This is a genomic window from Enterobacter sp. JBIWA003 (assembly GCF_019968825.1).
In the GTDB taxonomy this organism is placed as follows: domain Bacteria; phylum Pseudomonadota; class Gammaproteobacteria; order Enterobacterales; family Enterobacteriaceae; genus Enterobacter; species Enterobacter quasiroggenkampii.
Map to the genome: position 1 here is coordinate 2,700,892 of NZ_CP074170.1, position 19,480 is coordinate 2,720,371.

Annotated in this window: 15 protein-coding genes; 12 read left to right on the forward strand and 3 right to left on the reverse strand. The window is 54.5% G+C overall.

What is annotated here, in order from left to right; genetic code table 11:
* Positions 1–56: 56 nt before the first annotated feature.
* The 6 genes from sapA (at position 57) to KGP25_RS12990 (ending at position 6,426) form a co-directional block, all read left to right on the forward strand.
* Entirely contained in the window at positions 57–1,697 is a 1,641-nt protein-coding gene (sapA, locus tag KGP25_RS12965; RefSeq protein WP_045908875.1) for an ABC transporter substrate-binding protein SapA, read from the forward strand.
* Positions 1,694–2,659 carry a putrescine export ABC transporter permease SapB gene (gene sapB / locus KGP25_RS12970; protein WP_023616846.1) on the forward strand — a complete coding sequence of 322 codons (966 nt, stop codon included), beginning with the start codon at positions 1,694–1,696 and terminating at the stop codon, positions 2,657–2,659. The genes sapA and sapB overlap by 4 nt, the downstream gene beginning before the upstream one ends.
* A complete protein-coding gene (sapC, locus tag KGP25_RS12975; protein WP_045908876.1) occupies positions 2,646–3,536 on the forward strand; it encodes a putrescine export ABC transporter permease SapC in 891 nt (296 codons plus the stop codon). Before sapB ends, sapC begins: the two co-directional genes overlap by 14 nt.
* Positions 3,536–4,528 (forward strand): putrescine export ABC transporter ATP-binding protein SapD, encoded by a 993-nt coding sequence (gene sapD, locus KGP25_RS12980; RefSeq protein WP_025756605.1) that lies wholly within the window; start codon positions 3,536–3,538, stop codon positions 4,526–4,528. The genes sapC and sapD overlap by 1 nt, the downstream gene beginning before the upstream one ends.
* A 1-nt stretch (position 4,529) precedes the next feature.
* Positions 4,530–5,336, forward strand: a complete 807-nt coding sequence (gene sapF / locus KGP25_RS12985; protein WP_008501227.1) for a putrescine export ABC transporter ATP-binding protein SapF — start codon at positions 4,530–4,532, stop codon at positions 5,334–5,336.
* 148 nt (positions 5,337–5,484) lie between these two features.
* Entirely contained in the window at positions 5,485–6,426 is a 942-nt protein-coding gene (locus KGP25_RS12990) for an ATP-grasp fold amidoligase family protein (protein WP_223539066.1), read from the forward strand.
* On the opposite strand, the gene KGP25_RS12995 is transcribed toward KGP25_RS12990, so the two are convergent.
* Both KGP25_RS12995 and KGP25_RS13000 read right to left on the reverse strand, forming a co-directional pair.
* Positions 6,407–7,471, reverse strand: coding sequence for an ATP-binding protein (locus KGP25_RS12995; RefSeq protein ID WP_063621858.1), 1,065 nt, complete (start codon positions 7,469–7,471; stop codon positions 6,407–6,409). The genes KGP25_RS12990 and KGP25_RS12995 overlap by 20 nt on opposite strands.
* Positions 7,468–8,172: a response regulator gene (locus KGP25_RS13000; RefSeq protein ID WP_223539067.1), complete on the reverse strand. Its 705-nt coding sequence runs from the start codon at positions 8,170–8,172 to the stop codon at positions 7,468–7,470. The genes KGP25_RS12995 and KGP25_RS13000 overlap by 4 nt, the downstream gene beginning before the upstream one ends.
* A gap of 247 nt (positions 8,173–8,419) precedes the next feature.
* On the opposite strand from KGP25_RS13000, the gene KGP25_RS13005 reads away from it, so the two are divergent.
* From KGP25_RS13005 to pdeR, 6 genes are all read left to right on the forward strand, one after another.
* Positions 8,420–8,830 carry a transporter gene (locus tag KGP25_RS13005; protein ID WP_084833526.1) on the forward strand — a complete coding sequence of 137 codons (411 nt, stop codon included), beginning with the start codon at positions 8,420–8,422 and terminating at the stop codon, positions 8,828–8,830.
* Positions 8,831–8,925: 95 nt separating this feature from the next.
* Complete coding sequence (locus tag KGP25_RS13010) at positions 8,926–12,021, forward strand: multidrug efflux RND transporter permease subunit (protein WP_223539068.1); 3,096 nt, start codon at positions 8,926–8,928, stop codon at positions 12,019–12,021.
* Positions 12,022–12,291: 270 nt separating this feature from the next.
* A complete protein-coding gene (fabI, locus tag KGP25_RS13015; protein ID WP_003856831.1) occupies positions 12,292–13,080 on the forward strand; it encodes an enoyl-ACP reductase FabI in 789 nt (262 codons plus the stop codon).
* 154 nt (positions 13,081–13,234) lie between these two features.
* The gene (locus KGP25_RS13020) at positions 13,235–14,221 is read left to right on the forward strand and encodes a CMD domain-containing protein (protein WP_008501221.1); all 987 of its coding nucleotides are present in this window, start codon (positions 13,235–13,237) and stop codon (positions 14,219–14,221) included.
* A gap of 88 nt (positions 14,222–14,309) precedes the next feature.
* Entirely contained in the window at positions 14,310–16,244 is a 1,935-nt protein-coding gene (locus tag KGP25_RS13025) for an exoribonuclease II (RefSeq protein WP_032647557.1), read from the forward strand.
* A gap of 323 nt (positions 16,245–16,567) precedes the next feature.
* Positions 16,568–18,559, forward strand: a complete 1,992-nt coding sequence (gene pdeR / locus KGP25_RS13030; RefSeq protein WP_196352916.1) for a cyclic di-GMP phosphodiesterase — start codon at positions 16,568–16,570, stop codon at positions 18,557–18,559.
* On the opposite strand, the gene KGP25_RS13035 is transcribed toward pdeR, so the two are convergent.
* Complete coding sequence (locus KGP25_RS13035) at positions 18,556–19,425, reverse strand: crotonase/enoyl-CoA hydratase family protein (RefSeq protein ID WP_032674921.1); 870 nt, start codon at positions 19,423–19,425, stop codon at positions 18,556–18,558. The two genes, pdeR and KGP25_RS13035, sit on opposite strands and share 4 nt — an antisense overlap.
* Between the last annotated feature and the right edge of the window lie 55 nt (positions 19,426–19,480).

The following is a 19,480-nucleotide window of genomic DNA, read 5'->3' on the forward strand; positions in this document are numbered from 1 at the left end:
GAAGCAGGCGTAAGTGCGATACACTTTGCAGATCGAACCTAAAAACCTTAAAAATTATGCGTCTGGTTTTATCGTCCTTTTTTGCACTTGGTCTGTTTAGCAGCCAGGCCTTTGCCGCGCCCGGGCAAACGCCGCAGCCTGACATTCGTGACAGCGGCTTCGTCTATTGCGTAAGCGGCCAGGTGGATACCTTCAACCCGCAAAAAGCGGGTAGCGGCCTGATTGTGGATACCCTTGCCGCGCAGCTTTACGATCGTCTGCTTGATGTTGACCCGTACACCTACCGTCTCGTGCCCGAGCTTGCAGAAAGCTGGGAAGTGCTGGATAACGGCGCAACCTACCGTTTTCACCTGCGCGATGATGTCGCGTTTCAGCGTACGCCGTGGTTTACCCCCTCGCGCAAGCTGAACGCGGATGACGTGGTCTTCACCTTCCAGCGTATCTTCAACCGCAACCATCCGTGGCATAACGTTAACGGCAGCAATTTCCCCTATTTCGACAGTCTGCAGTTTGCCGACACCGTGAAAAGCGTACGTAAGCTCGACAACCGCACGGTTGAATTCACGCTGACGCGCCCGGATGCCTCCTTCCTCTGGCACCTGGCAACGCACTATGCATCCGTCATGTCAGCCGAATACGCGGCTCAGCTGACGAAAAAAGATCGTCAGGAACTGCTCGATCGCCAGCCGGTTGGCACCGGTCCGTTCCAGCTGGCCGAATATCGCGCCGGTCAATATATTCGTCTGCAGCGCCATGAACACTTCTGGCGCGGTACGCCGCTGATGCCGCAGGTGGTGGTCGATCTCGGCTCTGGCGGAACGGGGCGGCTCTCGAAACTGCTCACCGGGGAATGTGACGTGCTTGCCTGGCCCGCAGCCAGCCAGCTCACGATTTTGCGCGACGATCCGCGTCTGCGTCTGACGCTACGCCCGGGGATGAACATCGCGTATCTGGCCTTTAACACGGATAAGCCGCCGTTGAATAACCCTGCTGTTCGGCACGCTCTGGCGCTGGCCATTAACAACCAGCGCCTGATGCAGTCGATCTATTACGGCACGGCGGAAACCGCCGCCTCAATTTTACCGCGCGCCTCGTGGGCCTACGACGGTGAGGCTAAAATTACGGAATACAATCCAGCAAAAGCGCGTGAACAGCTGAAAGCGCTGGGGGCAGAAAACCTCACGCTGCAGCTTTGGGTGCCCACCAGCTCCCAGGCGTGGAACCCCAGCCCGCTCAAGACCGCCGAACTGCTGCAGGCGGATATGGCGCAGGTAGGCGTTAAAGTGATCATCGTACCGGTAGAGGGCCGTTTCCAGGAGGCGCGCCTGATGGATATGAATCATGATTTAACCCTCACCGGCTGGGCCACCGACAGCAACGACCCGGACAGCTTCTTCCGGCCTCTGCTGAGCTGTGCGGCGATAAACTCGCAGACCAACTACGCCCACTGGTGTAACCGGGAGTTTGACGCCGTGCTGCAAAAAGCGCTGGCTTCCCAACAGCTGGCCTCGCGCATCGACGCCTATGATGAAGCGCAGAAGATCCTTGCTCAGGAACTGCCGGTGCTGCCGCTGGCCTCTTCCCTGCGCCTTCAGGCATATCGCTATGATATTAAAGGCCTGGTGCTGAGCCCGTTTGGCAACGCCTCGTTCGCCGGCGTGTCGCGTGAAAAAGAACAAGAGGTGAAAAAACCATGATTATTTTTACCTTGCGTCGGCTCCTTTTGCTGCTGGTGACGCTCTTTTTCCTGAACTTTGTCGGCTTTAGTCTGAGCTATTTCACGCCCCACGCCCCGCTCCAGGGATCGTCGCTGTGGGATGCCTGGCTATTCTGGTTTAACGGGCTGCTGCACTGGGATTTCGGCGTATCCAGCATTAACGGGCAGCTTATTTCCGATCAGTTGAAAGAGGTTTTCCCGGCCACGATGGAACTGTGCATTCTGGCCTTCGGTTTTGCCCTGATGGTCGGGATCCCCGTGGGCATGCTGGCCGGGATATATCGCAACAAATGGCAGGATAAGTTTATCAGCGCCCTCGCCCTGCTCGGCTTCTCCATCCCGGTCTTCTGGCTGGCGCTACTGCTGACGCTTTTCTTCTCGCTGACAATGGGCTGGCTACCGGTTTCTGGCCGTTTTGACCTGCTCTACACGGTTAAATCGGTGACGGGCTTTGCCATCATCGATGCGTGGCTGTCTGATTCGGTGTGGCGTCACGAGATGATCGTCAGCGCCCTGCGCCATATGGTATTGCCGGTGCTGACGCTGGCGGTTGCGCCAACAACCGAAGTGATCCGCCTGATGCGCCTGAGCACCATCGAGGTGTTTGACCAGAACTATGTCAAAGCCGCCGCCACGCGCGGACTGTCGCGCCTGACCATCCTGCGCCGCAACGTCCTGCATAACGCGCTGCCGCCGGTTATTCCGCGTCTGGGATTACAGTTTTCCACCATGCTCACGCTGGCCATGATCACCGAGATGGTCTTTAGCTGGCCTGGCCTGGGGCGGTGGCTGATTAACGCTATCCGCCAGCAGGACTACGCCGCGATTTCCGCAGGCGTGATGGTGATTGGTTCGCTGGTGATTATTGTCAACGTGTTGTCCGATATTCTGGGTGCCATGGCCAACCCATTGAAGCATAAGGAATGGTATGCCTTACGATAGCGTATACAGTGAAAAGCGCACGCCCGGTGTGCTGCGTACCGTGTGGCGTAAATTCTATGGCGATACCACGGCAATGATCGGCCTTTATGGCTGTGCCGGTCTGGTGTTGCTGTGCGTCTTTGGCTCCTGGTTTGCGCCGTATGGCATTGACCAGCAGTTCCTTGGCTATCAGCTGCTGCCGCCGTCCTGGTCCCGCTACGGGGAAGTCTCCTTCTTCCTGGGAACGGACGACCTTGGACGTGACGTGTTGAGCCGCCTGCTGAGCGGTGCGGCCCCGACGGTGGGCGGCGCGTTTGTGGTGACGCTCGCGGCCACGATCTGCGGGCTGGCGCTGGGTATTTTTGCGGGATCCACGCATGGCCTGCGTTCAGCGGTGCTTAACCACATTCTGGATACCCTGCTGTCGATTCCGTCTCTGCTGCTGGCGATCATTGTGGTTGCCTTTGCCGGTCCGCACCTGTCGCATGCCATGTTCGCCGTCTGGCTGGCTATCCTGCCCCGCATCGTGCGCTCGGTTTACAGCATGGTGCATGACGAGCTGGAAAAAGAGTATGTCGTCGCTGCGCGTCTGGACGGCGCGACCACCTTCAACATCCTGTGGTTTGCCGTGCTGCCTAACATCGCGTCCGGGCTGGTCACCGAGATCACCCGCGCCCTGTCGATGGCGATTCTGGACATCGCGGCGCTCGGCTTTCTCGACCTCGGCGCGCAGCTGCCGTCGCCTGAATGGGGTGCGATGCTCGGTGACGCGCTGGAGTTAATTTACGTGGCGCCGTGGACGGTTATGCTGCCGGGTGCGGCCATTATGGTGAGCGTGCTGCTGATCAACCTGCTGGGCGACGGTATTCGCCGTGCAATTAACGCGGGGGTGCAATAATGCCGCTTCTTGATATTCGCAACCTCACCATTGAATTCAAAACCGGTGAAGGCTGGGTTAAAGCCGTCGATCGCATCAGTATCACCCTCGCGGAAGGTGAAATCCGCGGGCTGGTGGGGGAATCCGGCTCAGGCAAAAGCCTGATCGCCAAAGCCATCTGCGGCGTGGCGAAAGATAACTGGCGCGTGACCGCCGACCGTATGCGGTTTGATGACATCGACCTGCTGCGCCTCTCTCCCCGCGAGCGGCGTAAGCTGGTCGGGCATAACGTCTCGATGATTTTCCAGGAGCCGCAGTCCTGTCTCGACCCGTCCGAACGCGTGGGCAAACAGTTGATGCAGAACATCCCCGGCTGGACCTATAAAGGCCGCTGGTGGCAGCGCATTGGCTGGCGCAAGCGTCGTGCCATTGAGCTTTTACACCGCGTCGGGATCAAAGATCACAAAGATGCGATGCGCAGCTTCCCGTATGAGCTGACCGACGGTGAATGTCAGAAAGTGATGATTGCCATCGCGCTGGCTAATCAGCCGCGTTTGCTGATTGCTGATGAACCGACGAACGCGATGGAACCCACCACGCAGGCGCAAATCTTCCGCCTGCTGTCGCGTCTCAACCAGAACAACAACACCACCATTTTGCTGATCAGCCATGACCTGCAAATGCTCAGCAAATGGGCGGATAAAATTGACGTGATGTACTGCGGACAAACGGTCGAAACCGCGCCGAGTGAAGACCTGATCACCGCACCGCACCACCCGTATACGCAGGCGCTAATCCGCGCAATTCCCGATTTTGGCAGCGCCATGCCGCATAAGAGCCGCCTGAATACCCTGCCCGGGGCGATTCCGCTGCTGGAATCGTTGCCGATAGGCTGTCGTCTGGGGCCGCGTTGCCCGTATGCTCAGCGTAAATGTATCGAGACGCCACGCCTGACCGGGGCCAAAAATCATCTTTACGCCTGTCATTTCCCGCTGAACATGGAGAGAGAGTGAAATGGTCGAAACCTTGCTTGAAGTCCGCAACCTGAGTAAGACCTTTCGCTACCGCACGGGGCTGTTTCATCGTCAAACTGTCGACGCGGTAAAACCGCTCAGCTTTACCCTGCGTGAAAAACAGACCCTGGCGATCATCGGCGAGAACGGTTCCGGGAAATCGACCCTGGCGAAAATGCTTGCCGGCATGGTTGAACCTACGGCTGGCGAAGTATTGATTGACGATCATCCTCTGACGTTCGGGGATTACTCTTTCCGCAGCCAGCGCATTCGTATGATCTTCCAGGATCCATCGACCTCACTCAATCCGCGCCAGCGCATTTCGCAGATCCTCGATTTTCCGCTGCGTCTGAACACCGACCTGGAACCCGAGGCGCGCCGCAAGCGTATCTTCGAAACCCTGCGCATGGTTGGGCTGTTACCGGATCACGAAAGCTACTACCCACACATGCTGGCCCCCGGCCAGAAACAGCGTCTGGGTCTGGCGCGTGCGTTGATTTTGCGCCCGAAAGTGATTATTGCTGACGAAGCGCTTGCCTCGCTGGATATGTCGATGCGTTCGCAGCTGATTAACCTTATGCTGGAGCTGCAGGAAAAACAGGGCATCTCGTATATCTACGTCACCCAGCATCTGGGGATGATGAAACACATCAGCGATCAGGTGATGGTTATGCACCAGGGTGAAGTGGTCGAGCGCGGCAGCACGGCGGATGTGATGGCCTCCCCGCTTCACGAGCTGACAAAACGGCTGATAGCCGGTCATTTTGGTGAAGCACTGACAGCCGATGCGTGGCGCAAAGACCGGTAAACAAACGTTGCACCGCTTAATAAGGATTAAATAGCCTTAATACGCTGTTTAATCCTTAACTTTTTCATCTCCACAGCTGCTCCATATTTTCAGCAAAATACATCAACAGTTCTTCTCCAGAATATCCGGACATTACGGAGGAGAAGGAATGAACAACGCCACTTACATTCTCAAATATACCGAGTATCTCATCAGAAAATGTCGTTCATTTTTAATGACAGACCTGTACTTTCATACTGTGAGGCTCAAGAAAAAATCGGGGAAGCACCCTGACATTAAATCCCCCACGACATTGAGTGAAAAAATATGTCATCGTCTGGTTTATGACCACAATAACGTCTATACCCTGCTTGCCGATAAACTCGCCGTTCGGGAATACGTAATCTCCAGAACAACGCGAGTCAAAACGGTGCCATTACTCGGCGTCTACAGTAAGGTGTCCCAGATTGATTTTTCGACGCTCCCTGAAAAATTCGTCCTTAAGTGCAACCATGACAGTGGCAGCACAATAATATGTACGAACAAAGCGCAATTTAACGTCAGGGAAGCGTGTAAAAAACTCAGTCTCGCGTTAAAGAAAAATATGTACTACACCACGCGCGAATGGCAATACAAAAACATTACGCCAAAAATACTTTGCGAACCGTTTGTCGATCTCTTCGATGATGCAGACAGGAACACAGCGCCCGAAATGCTGAGGATCCATTGCTTTCATGGCGTTGCCCACTATGTTGAAGCGGATTTTACCGATGACAGCGGCAAAGGTTTCATCAACGTTTACGACAGGTACTGGAACTTACAACCCTTTCAAATGGAATATCCGAATACACCGTTGGCGCCAGGCGAACCGGCCTTGTTCCGACAAGCGTTGCTGGCATCCCAGGAGTTGGCGGATGGCATTGACTACTGCCGCGTTGACCTCATGCTAAAAAAAGATGAAATCTATTTCAGTGAAATAACCTTAAGCCCGAGACGCGGTAAACTGTCGATTACCCCACAGGAATGGGATGCTAAGCTAGGAAAAATATGGCATTTACCGCCGGCAGGCACATTTGACCTGCCGCTGACGCTCACGAGTCGGGCCAGGTGAGTTTAAATATCGAGTGGTTTTGCGTTGATAAGGTATAGGTAACATCGCCACCATGCGCCAGCATGATGGCTTTTACCACCGACAAGCCCAAACCACAGCCTTCCGGGTTCAACTGTCTGGCACCGTTATCGCGCTGAAAGGGCTGAAACAGGAAGTCATGAAACTCCCTGGGAATACCCGGTCCCCCATCCTGAATCAGGATAAAATTGCCTTTATCCGAAACACCATTTTTTACCGTGAGCTTGCGTGAAGTGGAATAGTGTAAGGCATTGTCAAATAAAACGGTCAGACACTGATTGATGCGTAAGGGATCGAATACGCACTGCTGCTCCCTCAGTTCAGTATGGACGGTAAATGCCTTACGGTTGAACTCGGGCATGAAGGTATCGAGCGCGTCCTGTATTGTCCCTTTCAGATCCGTTCTGGCCTGGTATAACGTGTATCCTGCCCCGCCATCCGAACTGATAACCCGGAGATCTTCAATCAGACGGGTTAATCCTTCCGTCTGTTTGAGGAGGTTACTAAACAGCACCGGGTCCGGGGTAAACACCCCGTCAACCAGCCCCTGAAGCCTTCCGCGTAAAATGGTGACCGGGGTTCTGAGTTCATGTGCAATCGCAGCATTCCAGGATTTCCGCTGGATATCCAGCGTTTGCAGCTTTTCTGCCATTTCATTGAAATCCGTAACCAGGTGATTGATCTCTCCCAGCCTGGAACTGGCACAGAATGCCCTGGCGTCCAGATCGCCCTGAGAAATTTTTTTCAGGCTGGACGCGACCGCGTTTAGCGGGGTGAGTATTCGCGATGAAAGTTTGACCGTAAAGAATACGGCAATGATCAGGCTGATCGTTGTCGCGGTCCCAATCCATACCCAGTCCCACATCGTCATCTGCTCGTCATCACCCGCAGCAGGGCCGCCGGGAAGATGATCCAGAATAAAGGAGTAAAAAAACCAGGAGCCCAGTATGGCGATGGCAATTATCGTAAACGTCAGCAACAGCATATACGTTAAGATCTGACGACTCAGGACAGACTCTTTATTCATTTTTTTTCCCCAAGCCGGTAACCCATGCCCCTGATGCTCTCGGGAACGCCATAAAGACCGGCCTGTTCCAGTTTTTTTCGCAGCTTGCTCATATGGCTGTCGACGGTTCTGTCGAGCGTATCGCCTTCCGGCAAACACGCGTTGAGCAACTCTTCACGGGAACAGACCTTGCGCGGATACCGCACCAGGTAAGAAAGCAATTTAAATTCGGTCGTCGTTAAGACCGGGGAGATAACCTCGGGCCCCGCAGTAACCTCCACGTAGAAATCATCCGGATAGACCGTAATGAATGGCGTTCTGAGCGGCAGAGCCCCCGCCTGCTGAAGCGCAGGCTTTGTTCTACGTAGCACCGCCTCAACCCGTGCGACAACTTCCGAAGGGTTGAAGGGTTTGATGACGTAATCATCCGCGCCGAGCCTCAGACCCATAAGTTTATCGACGTCCTGATCGAGAGCGGAAACCATAATGACGGGGACAGCACTTTCATGGCGAAGCGTGGTAAGCACGCTCCAGCCGTCACACACGGGCAGGTGAATGTCCAGCAAGATGAGATCCGGTTTATGGAGGCGATTGAGCGTTATCGCCTGCTCGCCCTGCCTGGCCCTGAGCGTTTTCATTCCCGAACGCTCTAAGTAGCTCATCAGTATATCGGCGATTTCGTCTTCATCTTCAACAACAAGGATCAGCGTATTTTTGTTCATATTATCTCCGCGGGTGAAATCCCTTTAAGCACGCTATCAGATATCTTGAGCACAATAAGACACAGCCTCCGGGAAAAAGTGCCGTAGTCACGAAAATTTCCCGGTTGATTTAAATGCCCGGTTATTTCTCCACACAGCCTACACATTCAGTCAATAAAGACTCGACAATGTCCGTTCAAAATCGCTAATGAGGCATAACGCGTTGTGCATTGCGCGCTGCAAATTACCACTGTTTCTTAAAGATTTTATGAAGTTGGCTGAAATAATGAACATGGAACTTTCTAAATATTTTTCTCCTAAAAAACTGGGTATATATTCCCTGTTTCTGCTGCTGTCATGGGGATTACTTTATACCTGGCTGGTGCTGGTACACAGAATGGATGAGAAAGTCGCCTCGACGCTGCTCTCTTCACCCCTTATCTATGGCTGCATCGCATTGTCAGTGATTTTTCTGGTCATACAAAATAAAGCCGGCGCGTTCATTGAGCTACTTATCATCGCCTTCTGGCTGATGGTGATTTTTGTTTATCTCATTATTACGTTCACCGTGCTGTTAAACGCGATACCCGATATTGAGGATCTGATCTTTTACTATGAATGTTATTTGATCATTTTTTTTGGTGGAGCACCGCTGTACCTCATTATGAGAATGATCTGAGCCATTGCTCCACACGGCCTCCATAAACCGCCCACTTCCGCTAAACAGGTGCGCGGTAGAGTCTCTGCCTCACTCTTTTGCACAATAATAACCCAATGCCTCATTTTTTTATCGAACGTCCCATTTTCGCCTGGGTTGTGGCGCTGTTTATCGTCCTGACGGGTCTCCTGTCTATTCCTCGTTTGCCGGTTGCGCAGTATCCGGCGGTGGCTCCGCCAGGCATCATTATTTCCGTCAGTTACCCGGGGGCCAGCCCCGATATCATGAATACGTCGGTGATTTCGTTAATCGAGCGCGAAATCTCTGGCGTAGATAATTTGCTCTATTTCGAATCATCCAGCGACACAACCGGTTCGGCATCGATTACCGTCACGTTTAAACCCGGCACGGACATCAAGCTGGCACAGATGGATCTGCAGAACCAGATAAAGATCGTCGAGCCTCGTCTTCCTCAGGCGGTAAGACAAAACGGCATTAACGTCGAGGCCGCTAACTCTGGATTTTTAATGATGGTGGGGCTGAAGTCCACCAGCGGTCAATTCGAGGAAGCCGACTTAAGCGACTATTTTGCCCGAAACGTCAGTGACGAGCTTCGTCGCGTGCCCGGCGTAGGGAAAGTTCAGCTGTTTGGCGGCGAAAAAGCGCTGCGTATCTGGCTGGATCCGATGAAGCTCCACAGCTACGGCCTTTCGGTGAGCGATGTGCTTACTGCTGTTGGCCAGCAAAATGCCCTGGTTTCGCCCGGCAAAACGGGAGATGAGCCAGCATCTGCGGGACAAGGCGTAACATATCCCATCACCGTGAAGGGGCAACTCACTTCGGTAGAGGCGTTCAGAAACATTACCCTGAAATCAGATGCATCGGGCGCGAGGCTGAAACTGTCCGACGTCGCGCGCGTTGAGTCCGGCCTGCAAAGTTACGCTTTCGGTATCCGCGAAAATGGCGTGCCCGCAACGGCTGCGGCAATCCAGCTCTCGCCGGGTGCCAACGCAATGAGTACGGCTTCAGGCGTACGCGCGCGCATCGACGAGCTTTCCCGGGTATTACCGGAAGGAATGGCGTTTACGGTTCCCTTCGATACCGCGCCGTTTGTGAAACTGTCTATCATGAAGGTGGTTCAGACCTTTGTAGAAGCGATGGTCCTGGTCTTCCTGGTGATGTTTCTGTTTCTGCATAAGATACGCTGTACGCTTATCCCGGCGATTGTTGCTCCCGTCGCACTTCTTGGCACCTTCACGGTGATGTTATTGAGCGGATACTCCATCAATATTCTGACGATGTTCGGCATGGTGCTGGCGATAGGGATTATCGTTGATGATGCCATTGTGGTTGTGGAGAACGTCGAACGACTGATGGCGGAAAAAAGCCTCTCGCCACGGGACGCTACCCGGCAGGCCATGCAGGAGATCACCCCGGCGATTATCGGGATCACGCTGGTGCTCACTGCCGTCTTTATCCCCATGGGGTTTGCTGAGGGTTCGGTCGGGATTATCTATCGACAATTTTGTATTTCTATGGCGGTCTCCATACTGCTGTCCGCGTTTCTGGCCCTGACGCTAACGCCTGCCCTGTGCGCAACGTTGCTCAAGCCGCACAAGGCAGGAAAGAGCGGAAGTGGAAGGTTCGCGGCCAGGTTTAACGCGCGCTTCCGTTTGCTCACCGTCTGTTACGAAGCCGGGCTGAGTGCCGTTCTGAAGCGAAGCGGACGTATGCTGCTCCTGTACGTTGCGCTTTGCACGGCGCTGTTTGTTGGATTGTCTTCGCTACCGTCGTCCTTTCTGCCGGATGAAGATCAGGGCTACTTTATGTCCTCTATTCAGCTGCCTTCTGATGCCACGATGCAGCGCACCCTCAACGTGGTTAAAAAATTTGAAGCGGAAATTGCGGCCCGGCCGGACATAGAAAGCAACATTACGATCCTGGGGTTTGGCTTTTCAGGTTCAGGACCGAATTCGGCCATGGCCTTCACCACGCTGAAGGACTGGAAAAATCGGCAGGGCTCGACGGCTCAGGATGAAGCCGACCACATACAGGCCAGCATGACGAACGTCACTGATGCCGTCACAATGAGCCTGCTCCCGCCGGCCATTTCGGATATGGGCACCTCCTCGGGCTTCACCTGGTACGTTCAGGACAGAGCGGGAGCGGGCTATGAGGCTCTAAAGAGGGCCGCCGACGCGCTGGTTCTTCAGGCTAATCAACGCCCTGAACTCAGTGATGTCTATATAGACGGTCTGCCGGAAGGAACCAGCCTTGCGCTCCTGGTTGACCGGGAAAAGGCGGAAGCGATGGGCGTCTCATTCGATGAAATCAACCAGACGCTTTCCGTCACCCTGGGCTCAAATTACGTCAACGACTATACGAATAACGGCCGCGTTCAACAGGTGATTATGCAGGCCGATGCCCCCTACCGAATGCAGCCTGAACAGATACTGAAACTATCAGTGAAAAACCGGATGGGTGAGATGGTGCCGGTATCAACGTTTGCGACGATCTCCTGGAACGTTGCGCCGCAGCAGTTGACGCGCTACCAGGGTTATTCTGCTATACGGATTACCGGAAGTGCGGCGTCAGGCGTATCCAGCGGCACCGCAATGAAGATCATGGAGGGTTTGTCCAGGAGCCTGCCTCAGGGCATGGCGGGTGAGTGGGCCGGGAGTTCGTTGCAGGAGAAAAAATCGGAATCGCAGCTTCCGGGCCTGATCGCCCTGTCGATACTGGTCGTGTTTATGGTGCTCGCCGCCCTGTATGAGAGCTGGTCTATTCCTTTTGCGGTCATGCTGGTTGTTCCACTTGGCCTTATCGGCGCGGTGATAGCGGTGTTTGTTGCCGGTATGACCAATGACGTGTTCTTTAAGGTCGGTCTGATTACGCTTATCGGCCTGTCGGCCAAGAACGCCATTCTGATTGTGGAGTTTGCCAGGCAGCTGCATCGCGAAGGGCAACCCCTGCTGGCGGCGACCATTCATGCCGCCAGTCAGCGCCTGCGCCCCATTATGATGACGTCGTTAGCCTTTACCTTAGGGGTTGTTCCTCTGATGCTGGCCAGTGGTGCAAGCGACAGTACGCAGCATGCCATCGGTACCGGCGTATTTGGCGGCATGATTAGCGGTACGCTTCTCGCGATCTTCTTCGTACCGGTTTTCTTTATCGTTATTGCGCGATTCATCGGCAACATCAGGAAAGCGTGAACACCCTTGCGGGATCGCGCCTCCTCGCTGGTTGGATGAGGCGAAGCTGTTGCCGGGTGATATACTGGACGAATGCTGAAATTTCGCGCCCCCGCGTGTCAGCGACGCATTCTTCGGGACATGCGACTTCGGAGAAGTGCGAGAAATATCGTGACACAAGGGGCTGTGAGTGGGCTATAATTTCGAGCTAATTTCGAATGATTTTGAAATACTGCCTGTAACGCTATGAATTACAAGGCAAAATAAGCAATGAATATAAGGATTAAAGCTATGGGTTTTCTTTCCGGTAAGCGCATTCTGGTGACTGGCGTTGCCAGCAAACTGTCCATCGCATACGGCATCGCACAGGCAATGCATCGCGAAGGCGCTGAGCTGGCGTTCACCTACCAGAACGACAAGCTGAAAGGCCGTGTTGAAGAGTTTGCCGCGCAGCTGGGTTCCAGCATTGTTCTGGAATGTGACGTTGCACAAGACGAAAGCATCGACGGCATGTTTGCTGAACTGGCAAAAGCATGGCCGAAATTCGACGGTTTCGTTCACTCCATCGGCTTCGCTCCTGGCGACCAGCTGGACGGCGACTACGTGAACGCGGTAACCCGTGATGGCTTCAAAATCGCGCACGACATCAGCTCCTACAGCTTCGTTGCGATGGCGAAATCCTGCCGCGCGATGCTGAACCCGGGCGCAGCCCTGCTGACCCTGTCCTACCTGGGCGCTGAACGTGCTATCCCTAACTACAACGTTATGGGTCTGGCTAAAGCGTCTCTGGAAGCCAACGTACGCTACATGGCGAACGCAATGGGTCCTGAAGGCGTGCGTGTTAACGCCATCTCTGCGGGTCCTATCCGCACCCTGGCCGCTTCCGGTATTAAAGATTTCCGTAAAATGCTGGCGCACTGCGAAGCGGTTACCCCGATTCGTCGTACTGTTACCATTGAAGATGTGGGTAACTCTGCAGCATTCCTGTGCTCTGACCTTTCCGCAGGTATCTCCGGCGAAGTGGTTCACGTTGACGGCGGCTTCAACATCGCTGCAATGAACGAGCTGGAAATTAAATAAGCTGTGACTCTCTTCCCGCCCGGGAAGAGAGTATTTCCCCCCGCGTCCCCCCTTCGTTATTCCGTTCTGCTATTTGTTATCACCTAACAATATTTTTCCCTTTATCTGCCTTACGCCAGGATATTGATCGCCATTTTGAGATCAAGGAACGCACATGGAACAACGCCGTTTTTCCGGCAAAGGCCACTGGTATCATGAAACCCAGTCAAACCACGCGCAGACGGATGTTCTGCCCCTGGTGCCCGAAGCCGCTAACGTCGACGATCGTTTTTTGCTCGATTTAGCCCTGCCTGATGAGATTGTCGCCGCCTGTTCTGGCTGGCTTACTCCTGCCAGAGCCTTATGCCACCAGCTGTTTCCACTCTCAATTCCCGTGAACCGACTGCATACGCTCAGCGCTTACGATCGGCTCAGTACCGCGTTAACGGTCGCGCAGGCCTGCGGCGTTCAGCGGCTCTGTAACCACTACGCCGCCCTCCTTGCCCCGCTTCCCGGCCCGGACTCCTCGCGCGAAAGCAACCGCCGCCTGGCGCAAATCACCCAGTATGCCCGCCAGCTCGCCAGCTCACCTGATGTCATTGATGATAAAGCCCGGAACCAGCTTGATGAGGTGGGCCTGTCCACGTACGACATCGTGGTGATTAACCAGATTATCGGCTTTATCGGTTTTCAGGCGCGCGTGGTCGCGATTTTTCAGGCCCTGTTGGGACATCCTGTTCGCTGGTTGCCGGGGCACCATATTCAGCCGCACACGCTTCCCGCGAGCCACGATGCGTGGATGCCGCTTTTACCCGTCGTCGAGCTGCGCTACGCGAATGCGCATCAGCTGGAATCCCTGTCCCGCTGGCAGGCCGAACCCGCGCTCGAGGCGTTGACGCCGGTGCTTTGTCATGAGCCGACGCTGCTCGACCTGACCGGAGAAATCCTGTTAAACAGCCGCGCGGAGATCCCGCAGACCTCCCCCGCACTTTCGGCAGCGGTCGAACTGCTGACCCGCTCTCCGGACCGCTTCAGCGCCGCGCAGTTTACCCCGCTCACGGATCAAGGACTCCAGGGCGAATATGCCATCACGCTGCTTACCCAAAGTGCGTTTGATGGCTGGCTCAATCGTCTGAAAGTGGCGTTTGGTAAAGAGGAATAACCACACTCATTACCCAAAGACCGCTTGCTGAGACAGTGAGAATCGCGTAAAACTGTCAGCCGCTCAATGGCTACGAAAATAGAACATTATGTTTCAGGACAACCCGCTGCTAGCGCAGCTTAAACAGCAACTGCATTCCCAGACGCCGCGTGCAGAAGGGGTCGTAAAAGCCACGGAAAAGGGCTTTGGCTTCCTTGAAGTTGACGCGCAGAAAAGCTACTTCATTCCGCCACCGCAGATGAAGAAAGTGATGCATGGCGATCGCGTCATGGCCGTCATTCATACCGAGAAGGATCGCGAGTCCGCCGAACCGGAAGAACTGATCGAACCGTTCCTGACCCGTTTTGTAGGTAAGGTGCAGCGAAAAGACGATCGCCTTTCTATCGTGCCGGATCATCCTCTGCTGAAAGATGCCATTCCCTGCCGCGCCGCCCGTGGTGTTGAGCATGATTTTAAAGAAGGTGACTGGGCCGTAGCAGAAATGCGCCGTCATCCTCTGAAAGGCGATCGCGGTTTCTATGCGGAACTGACCCAGTTCATTACCTTTGGCGCCGATCATTTCGTGCCATGGTGGGTCACGCTGGCACGCCACAATCTTGAAAAAGAAGCGCCGAACGGCGTGGCAACCGAGATGCAGGACGAAGGTCTGACGCGTCGCGATCTTACCGCGCTGGAGTTTGTCACCATCGACAGCGCCAGCACCGAAGATATGGACGATGCGCTGTACGCTGAAGAGAGTGCCGACGGTAAACTGCACCTGACCGTTGCCATTGCCGATCCCACCGCCTGGATTGTTGAAGGCAGCAAGCTTGACGAAACGGCGAAAATCCGTGCGTTCACGAACTACCTGCCGGGCTTCAACATCCCAATGCTGCCGCGCGAATTGTCAGACGATCTCTGCTCGCTGCGTCCGAATGAAGTGCGTCCGGTCCTTGCCTGCCGCATGACCATTGCTGCGGATGGCGCGATTGAAGACGATATCGAGTTCTTTGCCGCCACCATCGAGTCGAAAGCCAAGCTGGCCTACGATAACGTCTCCGACTGGCTGGAAAATACCGGTAGCTGGAAACCTGAATCAGACGCCATTGCCGCGCAGATCCGTCTGCTGCATCGCATCTGTCTGAACCGCGGCGAGTGGCGTCAAACCCATGCGCTGGTGTTCAAAGATCGCCCGGATTATCGCTTTGTTCTGGGTGAGAAAGGCGAAGTGCTGGATATCGTGGCCGAACCGCGACGCATTGCGAACCGCATCGTTGAAGAGGCGATGATCTCCGCCAACATCTGTGCCGCACGCGTGCTGCGCGACAAGCTGGGCTTTGGCATTTACAACGTCCATACCGGCTTTGATCCGGCGAATACCGAAGCGCTGGCAGCCCTGCTGAAGAATCACGACGTGCACGTCGATCCGGAAGAAGTGCTCACGCTGCCGGGCTTCTGCAAGCTTCGCCGCGAACTGGACGCGCAGCCATCGGGCTTCCTGGACAGCCGCATTCGTCGCTTCCAGTCCTTCGCAGAAATTAGCACCGAGCCTGGCCCGCACTTTGGTCTCGGCCTCGAAGCCTACGCGACCTGGACGTCACCGATCCGTAAGTATGGCGATATGGTTAACCACCGTTTGCTGAAAGCGATTATCAAAGGCGAAACCGTTGCCCGTCCTCAGGAGGACACCACGCTGCAGATGGCCGATCGCCGTCGTCTGAACCGCATGGCGGAACGTGATGTTGGCGACTGGCTGTACGCACGCTTCCTGCAGGATAAAGCCGGTACGGATACCCGTTTCGCCGCAGAAATCATCGATATCAGCCGCGGAGGGATGCGCGTCCGTCTGGTCGATAACGGTGCTGTCGCGTTTATTCCTGCGCCATTCCTGCATGCTGTGCGCGATGAAATGGTCTGTAGTCAGGAAAACGGTACGGTGCAAATTAAAGGTGAAACAGTTTACAAAGTCACCGACGTGATTGACGTCACCATTGCTGAAGTCCGTATGGAAACCCGCAGTATTATCGCGCGTCCTGTCGCCTGATAACCTGTTCAATTGTCGGTCATTTCCTTTCCGGAAGGGCCGACAATTTTTCTTTTTACCTCCGCCACAAAAGCATTATTTTTTCTTACTATTTTCAGTCTCCCTTCGCCCAAATTCGCCATAATTATCTACAGTAAAAGAGTGTTGTTATATTCGGTTACGTGAATTTTTATACGCCCAGTATCCTTTTTAACCTGACTCGTTTTATTATCAGAAATCAGGGAAAAACAATAAGTTCACTTCGGTTTTACCGCTGTTTCTCAACGGAAAAGTCGACTGCAAATGAATAATTTGTGCGCTAATGAACAGCTGCGGGAGAAAACATGATGGACGATCTGGAGCAGAATTTGCTGTTTCGCTACATGGGGACTCACAGCCCATGGTGGCGTTTGTCAGCTGACAGCAATGCTCTGCACCTTGCCGCCAGTGAAAATGCCGATGTCACTCAGGTGATTGCGCTGGACGACGATCAGGCCGACCTTATCCGTCACTTAACTGTGATTACCTCCAGCATTTCCATGACGCTCTCGTTATTCGGGGAAGACCTCCCGGTTCACCTTGTTGGGCGGAAAATTACGCGTAACGAGTGGGCCGGTACCGCTTCCGCCTGGCATGATACCCCCTCCGTGGCGCGCGACCTGGCTCAGGGACTCTCTTTCGCGGAACAGGTCGTTTCAGAGGCTAACTCCGTCATTGTGATCCTCGATCAGAACGGCAATATTCAGCGCTTTAACCGACTAAGCGAAGAATATACCGGCCTGAAAGAGCAGGAAGTGATTGGCCAGAACGTGTTTAAGCTGTTTATGAGCCGAAGCGAAGCGGCAGCCTCAAAGCGCAATATTTCCGGTTTCTTCCGCAACGGCAGTTCCTACGAAGTCGAGCGCTGGATCAAAACGCGTAAAGGGCAACGACTGTTTCTGTTCAGAAACAAATTCGTTCACAGCGGCAGCGGTAAAAATGAAATTTTCCTTATCTGTTCCGGTACCGATATTACCGAGGAACGCCGCGCTCAGGAACGGCTGCGCGTGCTGGCCAATACCGATACCATCACTGGCTTGCCAAACCGCAATGCAATCCATGACCTGATTTCTGACGCCATCACTCACCGCGGCGACACGCAGGTTGGCGTGGTATATCTCGATCTGGACAACTTTAAAAAGGTCAACGACGCTTACGGGCATATGTTTGGCGATCAGCTGTTACAGGCTGTCGCGCTCGCCATTTTGAGTTGTCTGGATGAGCAACAGGTGCTGGCACGACTTGGCGGTGATGAGTTTATCGTCATGGCCACCAATACCTCTCAGGGCTCTCTGGAAGCGATGGCGTCGCGCATTTTAACCCGCCTGCGCCAGCCGTTCCGAATCGGTCTGATTGAAATTTACACCGGCTGTTCCCTGGGCATCGCCCTCGCCCCGCAGCATGGCAACGACCGGGAAAGCGTCATTCGTAACGCCGATACCGCCATGTACACCGCCAAAGAGAACGGCCGGGGCAAGTTCTGCGTCTTCTCGCCCGAGATGAACCAACGCGTGTTTGAGTATCTCTGGCTGGATACCAACCTGCGTAAAGCGCTGGATAACGATCAGCTCCTGATCCACTACCAGCCAAAAATCACCTGGCGCGGCGAGGTCAGAAGCCTGGAAGCGCTGGTCCGCTGGCAATCACCCGAACGCGGTTTGATCCCACCGCTGGAGTTTATCTCTTATGCCGAGGAGTCGGGGTTGATCGTGCCGCTGGGCCGCTGGGTGATGCTCGATGTGGTTCGCCAGGTGGCAAAATGGCGCGATAAGGGAATAAACCTGCGCGTGGCCGTGAACGTCTCTGCGCGTCAGCTGGCCGACCAGACTATCTTTAGTGACTTAAAGCAGGCGCTGAAGGATCTTAACTTTGAATACTGCCCGGTGGACGTCGAATTAACCGAAAGCTGTCTTATCGAGAACGAAGAGCTGGCGCTCTCCGTGATCCAGCAGTTCAGCAGGCTGGGGGCGCAAATTCATCTCGACGATTTTGGTACCGGCTACTCCTCCCTTTCGCAGCTGGCCCGCTTCCCTATTGACGCCATAAAACTCGATCAATCGTTTGTCAGGGATATTCATAAGCAGTCCATCTCCCAGTCACTGGTGCGCGCCATCGTCGCGGTGGCGCAGGCGTTAAACCTGCAGGTGATTGCCGAAGGGGTCGAAAATGCAAAAGAAGACGCCTTTCTGACCAAGAACGGCGTCAACGAACGGCAGGGTTTTCTGTTTGCTAAGCCGATGCCCGCTGCCGCATTCGAGCGATGGCTAAAACGCTATCAGGCGCGAAAACAGCATTAACTGGCTTTACGCAAGCCCGCCGCGTGATGGCGGTTTTGCAGCATCACCAGACGCTCCATATAGGCGATATCTTTCGGTTCAAGGCAGAAAGCCGCGTCTACCCAGTCCTCCGTGATGTCCATCAGTTCACTGCGCGGCAATTGCAGAACGCGCGTCCGGGCGCGCAGCATCGCCCTCACGCCATTCAGTTTTGGCCGTAGCGTGTCGATGAAGGTTCGGGTGGAGACATAGCTTTGTCCGGGTTCAAACAGGAGATCCACCAGGCCGTGCTGTTCGTACCATTCCGCCGTATGGGATTCCCCTTTGTAGATGAGCTCCTCTGCCAGCTTCATGCCTGAACGGCGTGCAACCAGGGAATATCCCCCCATGCCCGGAAACAGGTTAAAGGCAATTTCGGGGAAACCTAAACGGGCATCGCGCTGAGCCAGAACGAAATGGTGCGCAAGAGCGGCCTCAAACCCACCTCCTAACGCGCTGCCTTCGACCATGGCCAGTGAGATGGCCCCCGTATCAAATCCCCGTGAGGCCGCATGCACGCAATCAACGCAGGCGCGCGCATAGGCCCGTAATGCTTCACGTCGACCGTGTTGAATGCACTCAACGAAGAACTGCAGGTCACCTCCCGCGTTATACATTTCGGGAACCAGCGATCCGGTCACCCAAAAATCAACCGCAAAACCAGACTGGCGGACGAGCCATGAAAAATTCATGATCTCCTCTATCAACGCATGGTTGAAGCAAGGCCGTGGCTGAGCCCGTAACATCATCCAGACGGTATGTCGCTCCGCCTCGTAATACCCTGACAGCTGGGTGAACCGTTCAGTATCGGTAAACAGTGTACAGGTAGGCTGATTGATAACTGTCATAGTCTACTTCCTCCTATAAAAAAGCGCGTTGCGCGCAGTTTTAGACTAATCCACT

Excerpts from the sequence above, each read along its gene's own strand:
- sapA (WP_045908875.1), top strand. The coding sequence starts at position 57 with ATGCGTCTGGTTTTATCGTCCTTTTTTGCACTTGGTCTGTTTAGCAGC.
- sapB (WP_023616846.1), top strand. The coding sequence starts at position 1,694 with ATGATTATTTTTACCTTGCGTCGGCTCCTTTTGCTGCTGGTGACGCTC.
- sapC (WP_045908876.1), top strand. The coding sequence starts at position 2,646 with ATGCCTTACGATAGCGTATACAGTGAAAAGCGCACGCCCGGTGTGCTG.
- sapD (WP_025756605.1), top strand. The coding sequence starts at position 3,536 with ATGCCGCTTCTTGATATTCGCAACCTCACCATTGAATTCAAAACCGGT.
- sapF (WP_008501227.1), top strand. The coding sequence starts at position 4,530 with ATGGTCGAAACCTTGCTTGAAGTCCGCAACCTGAGTAAGACCTTTCGC.
- KGP25_RS12990 (WP_223539066.1), top strand. The coding sequence starts at position 5,485 with ATGAACAACGCCACTTACATTCTCAAATATACCGAGTATCTCATCAGA.
- KGP25_RS12995 (WP_063621858.1), bottom strand. The coding sequence starts at position 7,471 with ATGAATAAAGAGTCTGTCCTGAGTCGTCAGATCTTAACGTATATGCTG.
- KGP25_RS13000 (WP_223539067.1), bottom strand. The coding sequence starts at position 8,172 with ATGAACAAAAATACGCTGATCCTTGTTGTTGAAGATGAAGACGAAATC.
- KGP25_RS13005 (WP_084833526.1), top strand. The coding sequence starts at position 8,420 with ATGAAGTTGGCTGAAATAATGAACATGGAACTTTCTAAATATTTTTCT.
- KGP25_RS13010 (WP_223539068.1), top strand. The coding sequence starts at position 8,926 with ATGCCTCATTTTTTTATCGAACGTCCCATTTTCGCCTGGGTTGTGGCG.
- fabI (WP_003856831.1), top strand. The coding sequence starts at position 12,292 with ATGGGTTTTCTTTCCGGTAAGCGCATTCTGGTGACTGGCGTTGCCAGC.
- KGP25_RS13020 (WP_008501221.1), top strand. The coding sequence starts at position 13,235 with ATGGAACAACGCCGTTTTTCCGGCAAAGGCCACTGGTATCATGAAACC.
- KGP25_RS13025 (WP_032647557.1), top strand. The coding sequence starts at position 14,310 with ATGTTTCAGGACAACCCGCTGCTAGCGCAGCTTAAACAGCAACTGCAT.
- pdeR (WP_196352916.1), top strand. The coding sequence starts at position 16,568 with ATGATGGACGATCTGGAGCAGAATTTGCTGTTTCGCTACATGGGGACT.
- KGP25_RS13035 (WP_032674921.1), bottom strand. The coding sequence starts at position 19,425 with ATGACAGTTATCAATCAGCCTACCTGTACACTGTTTACCGATACTGAA.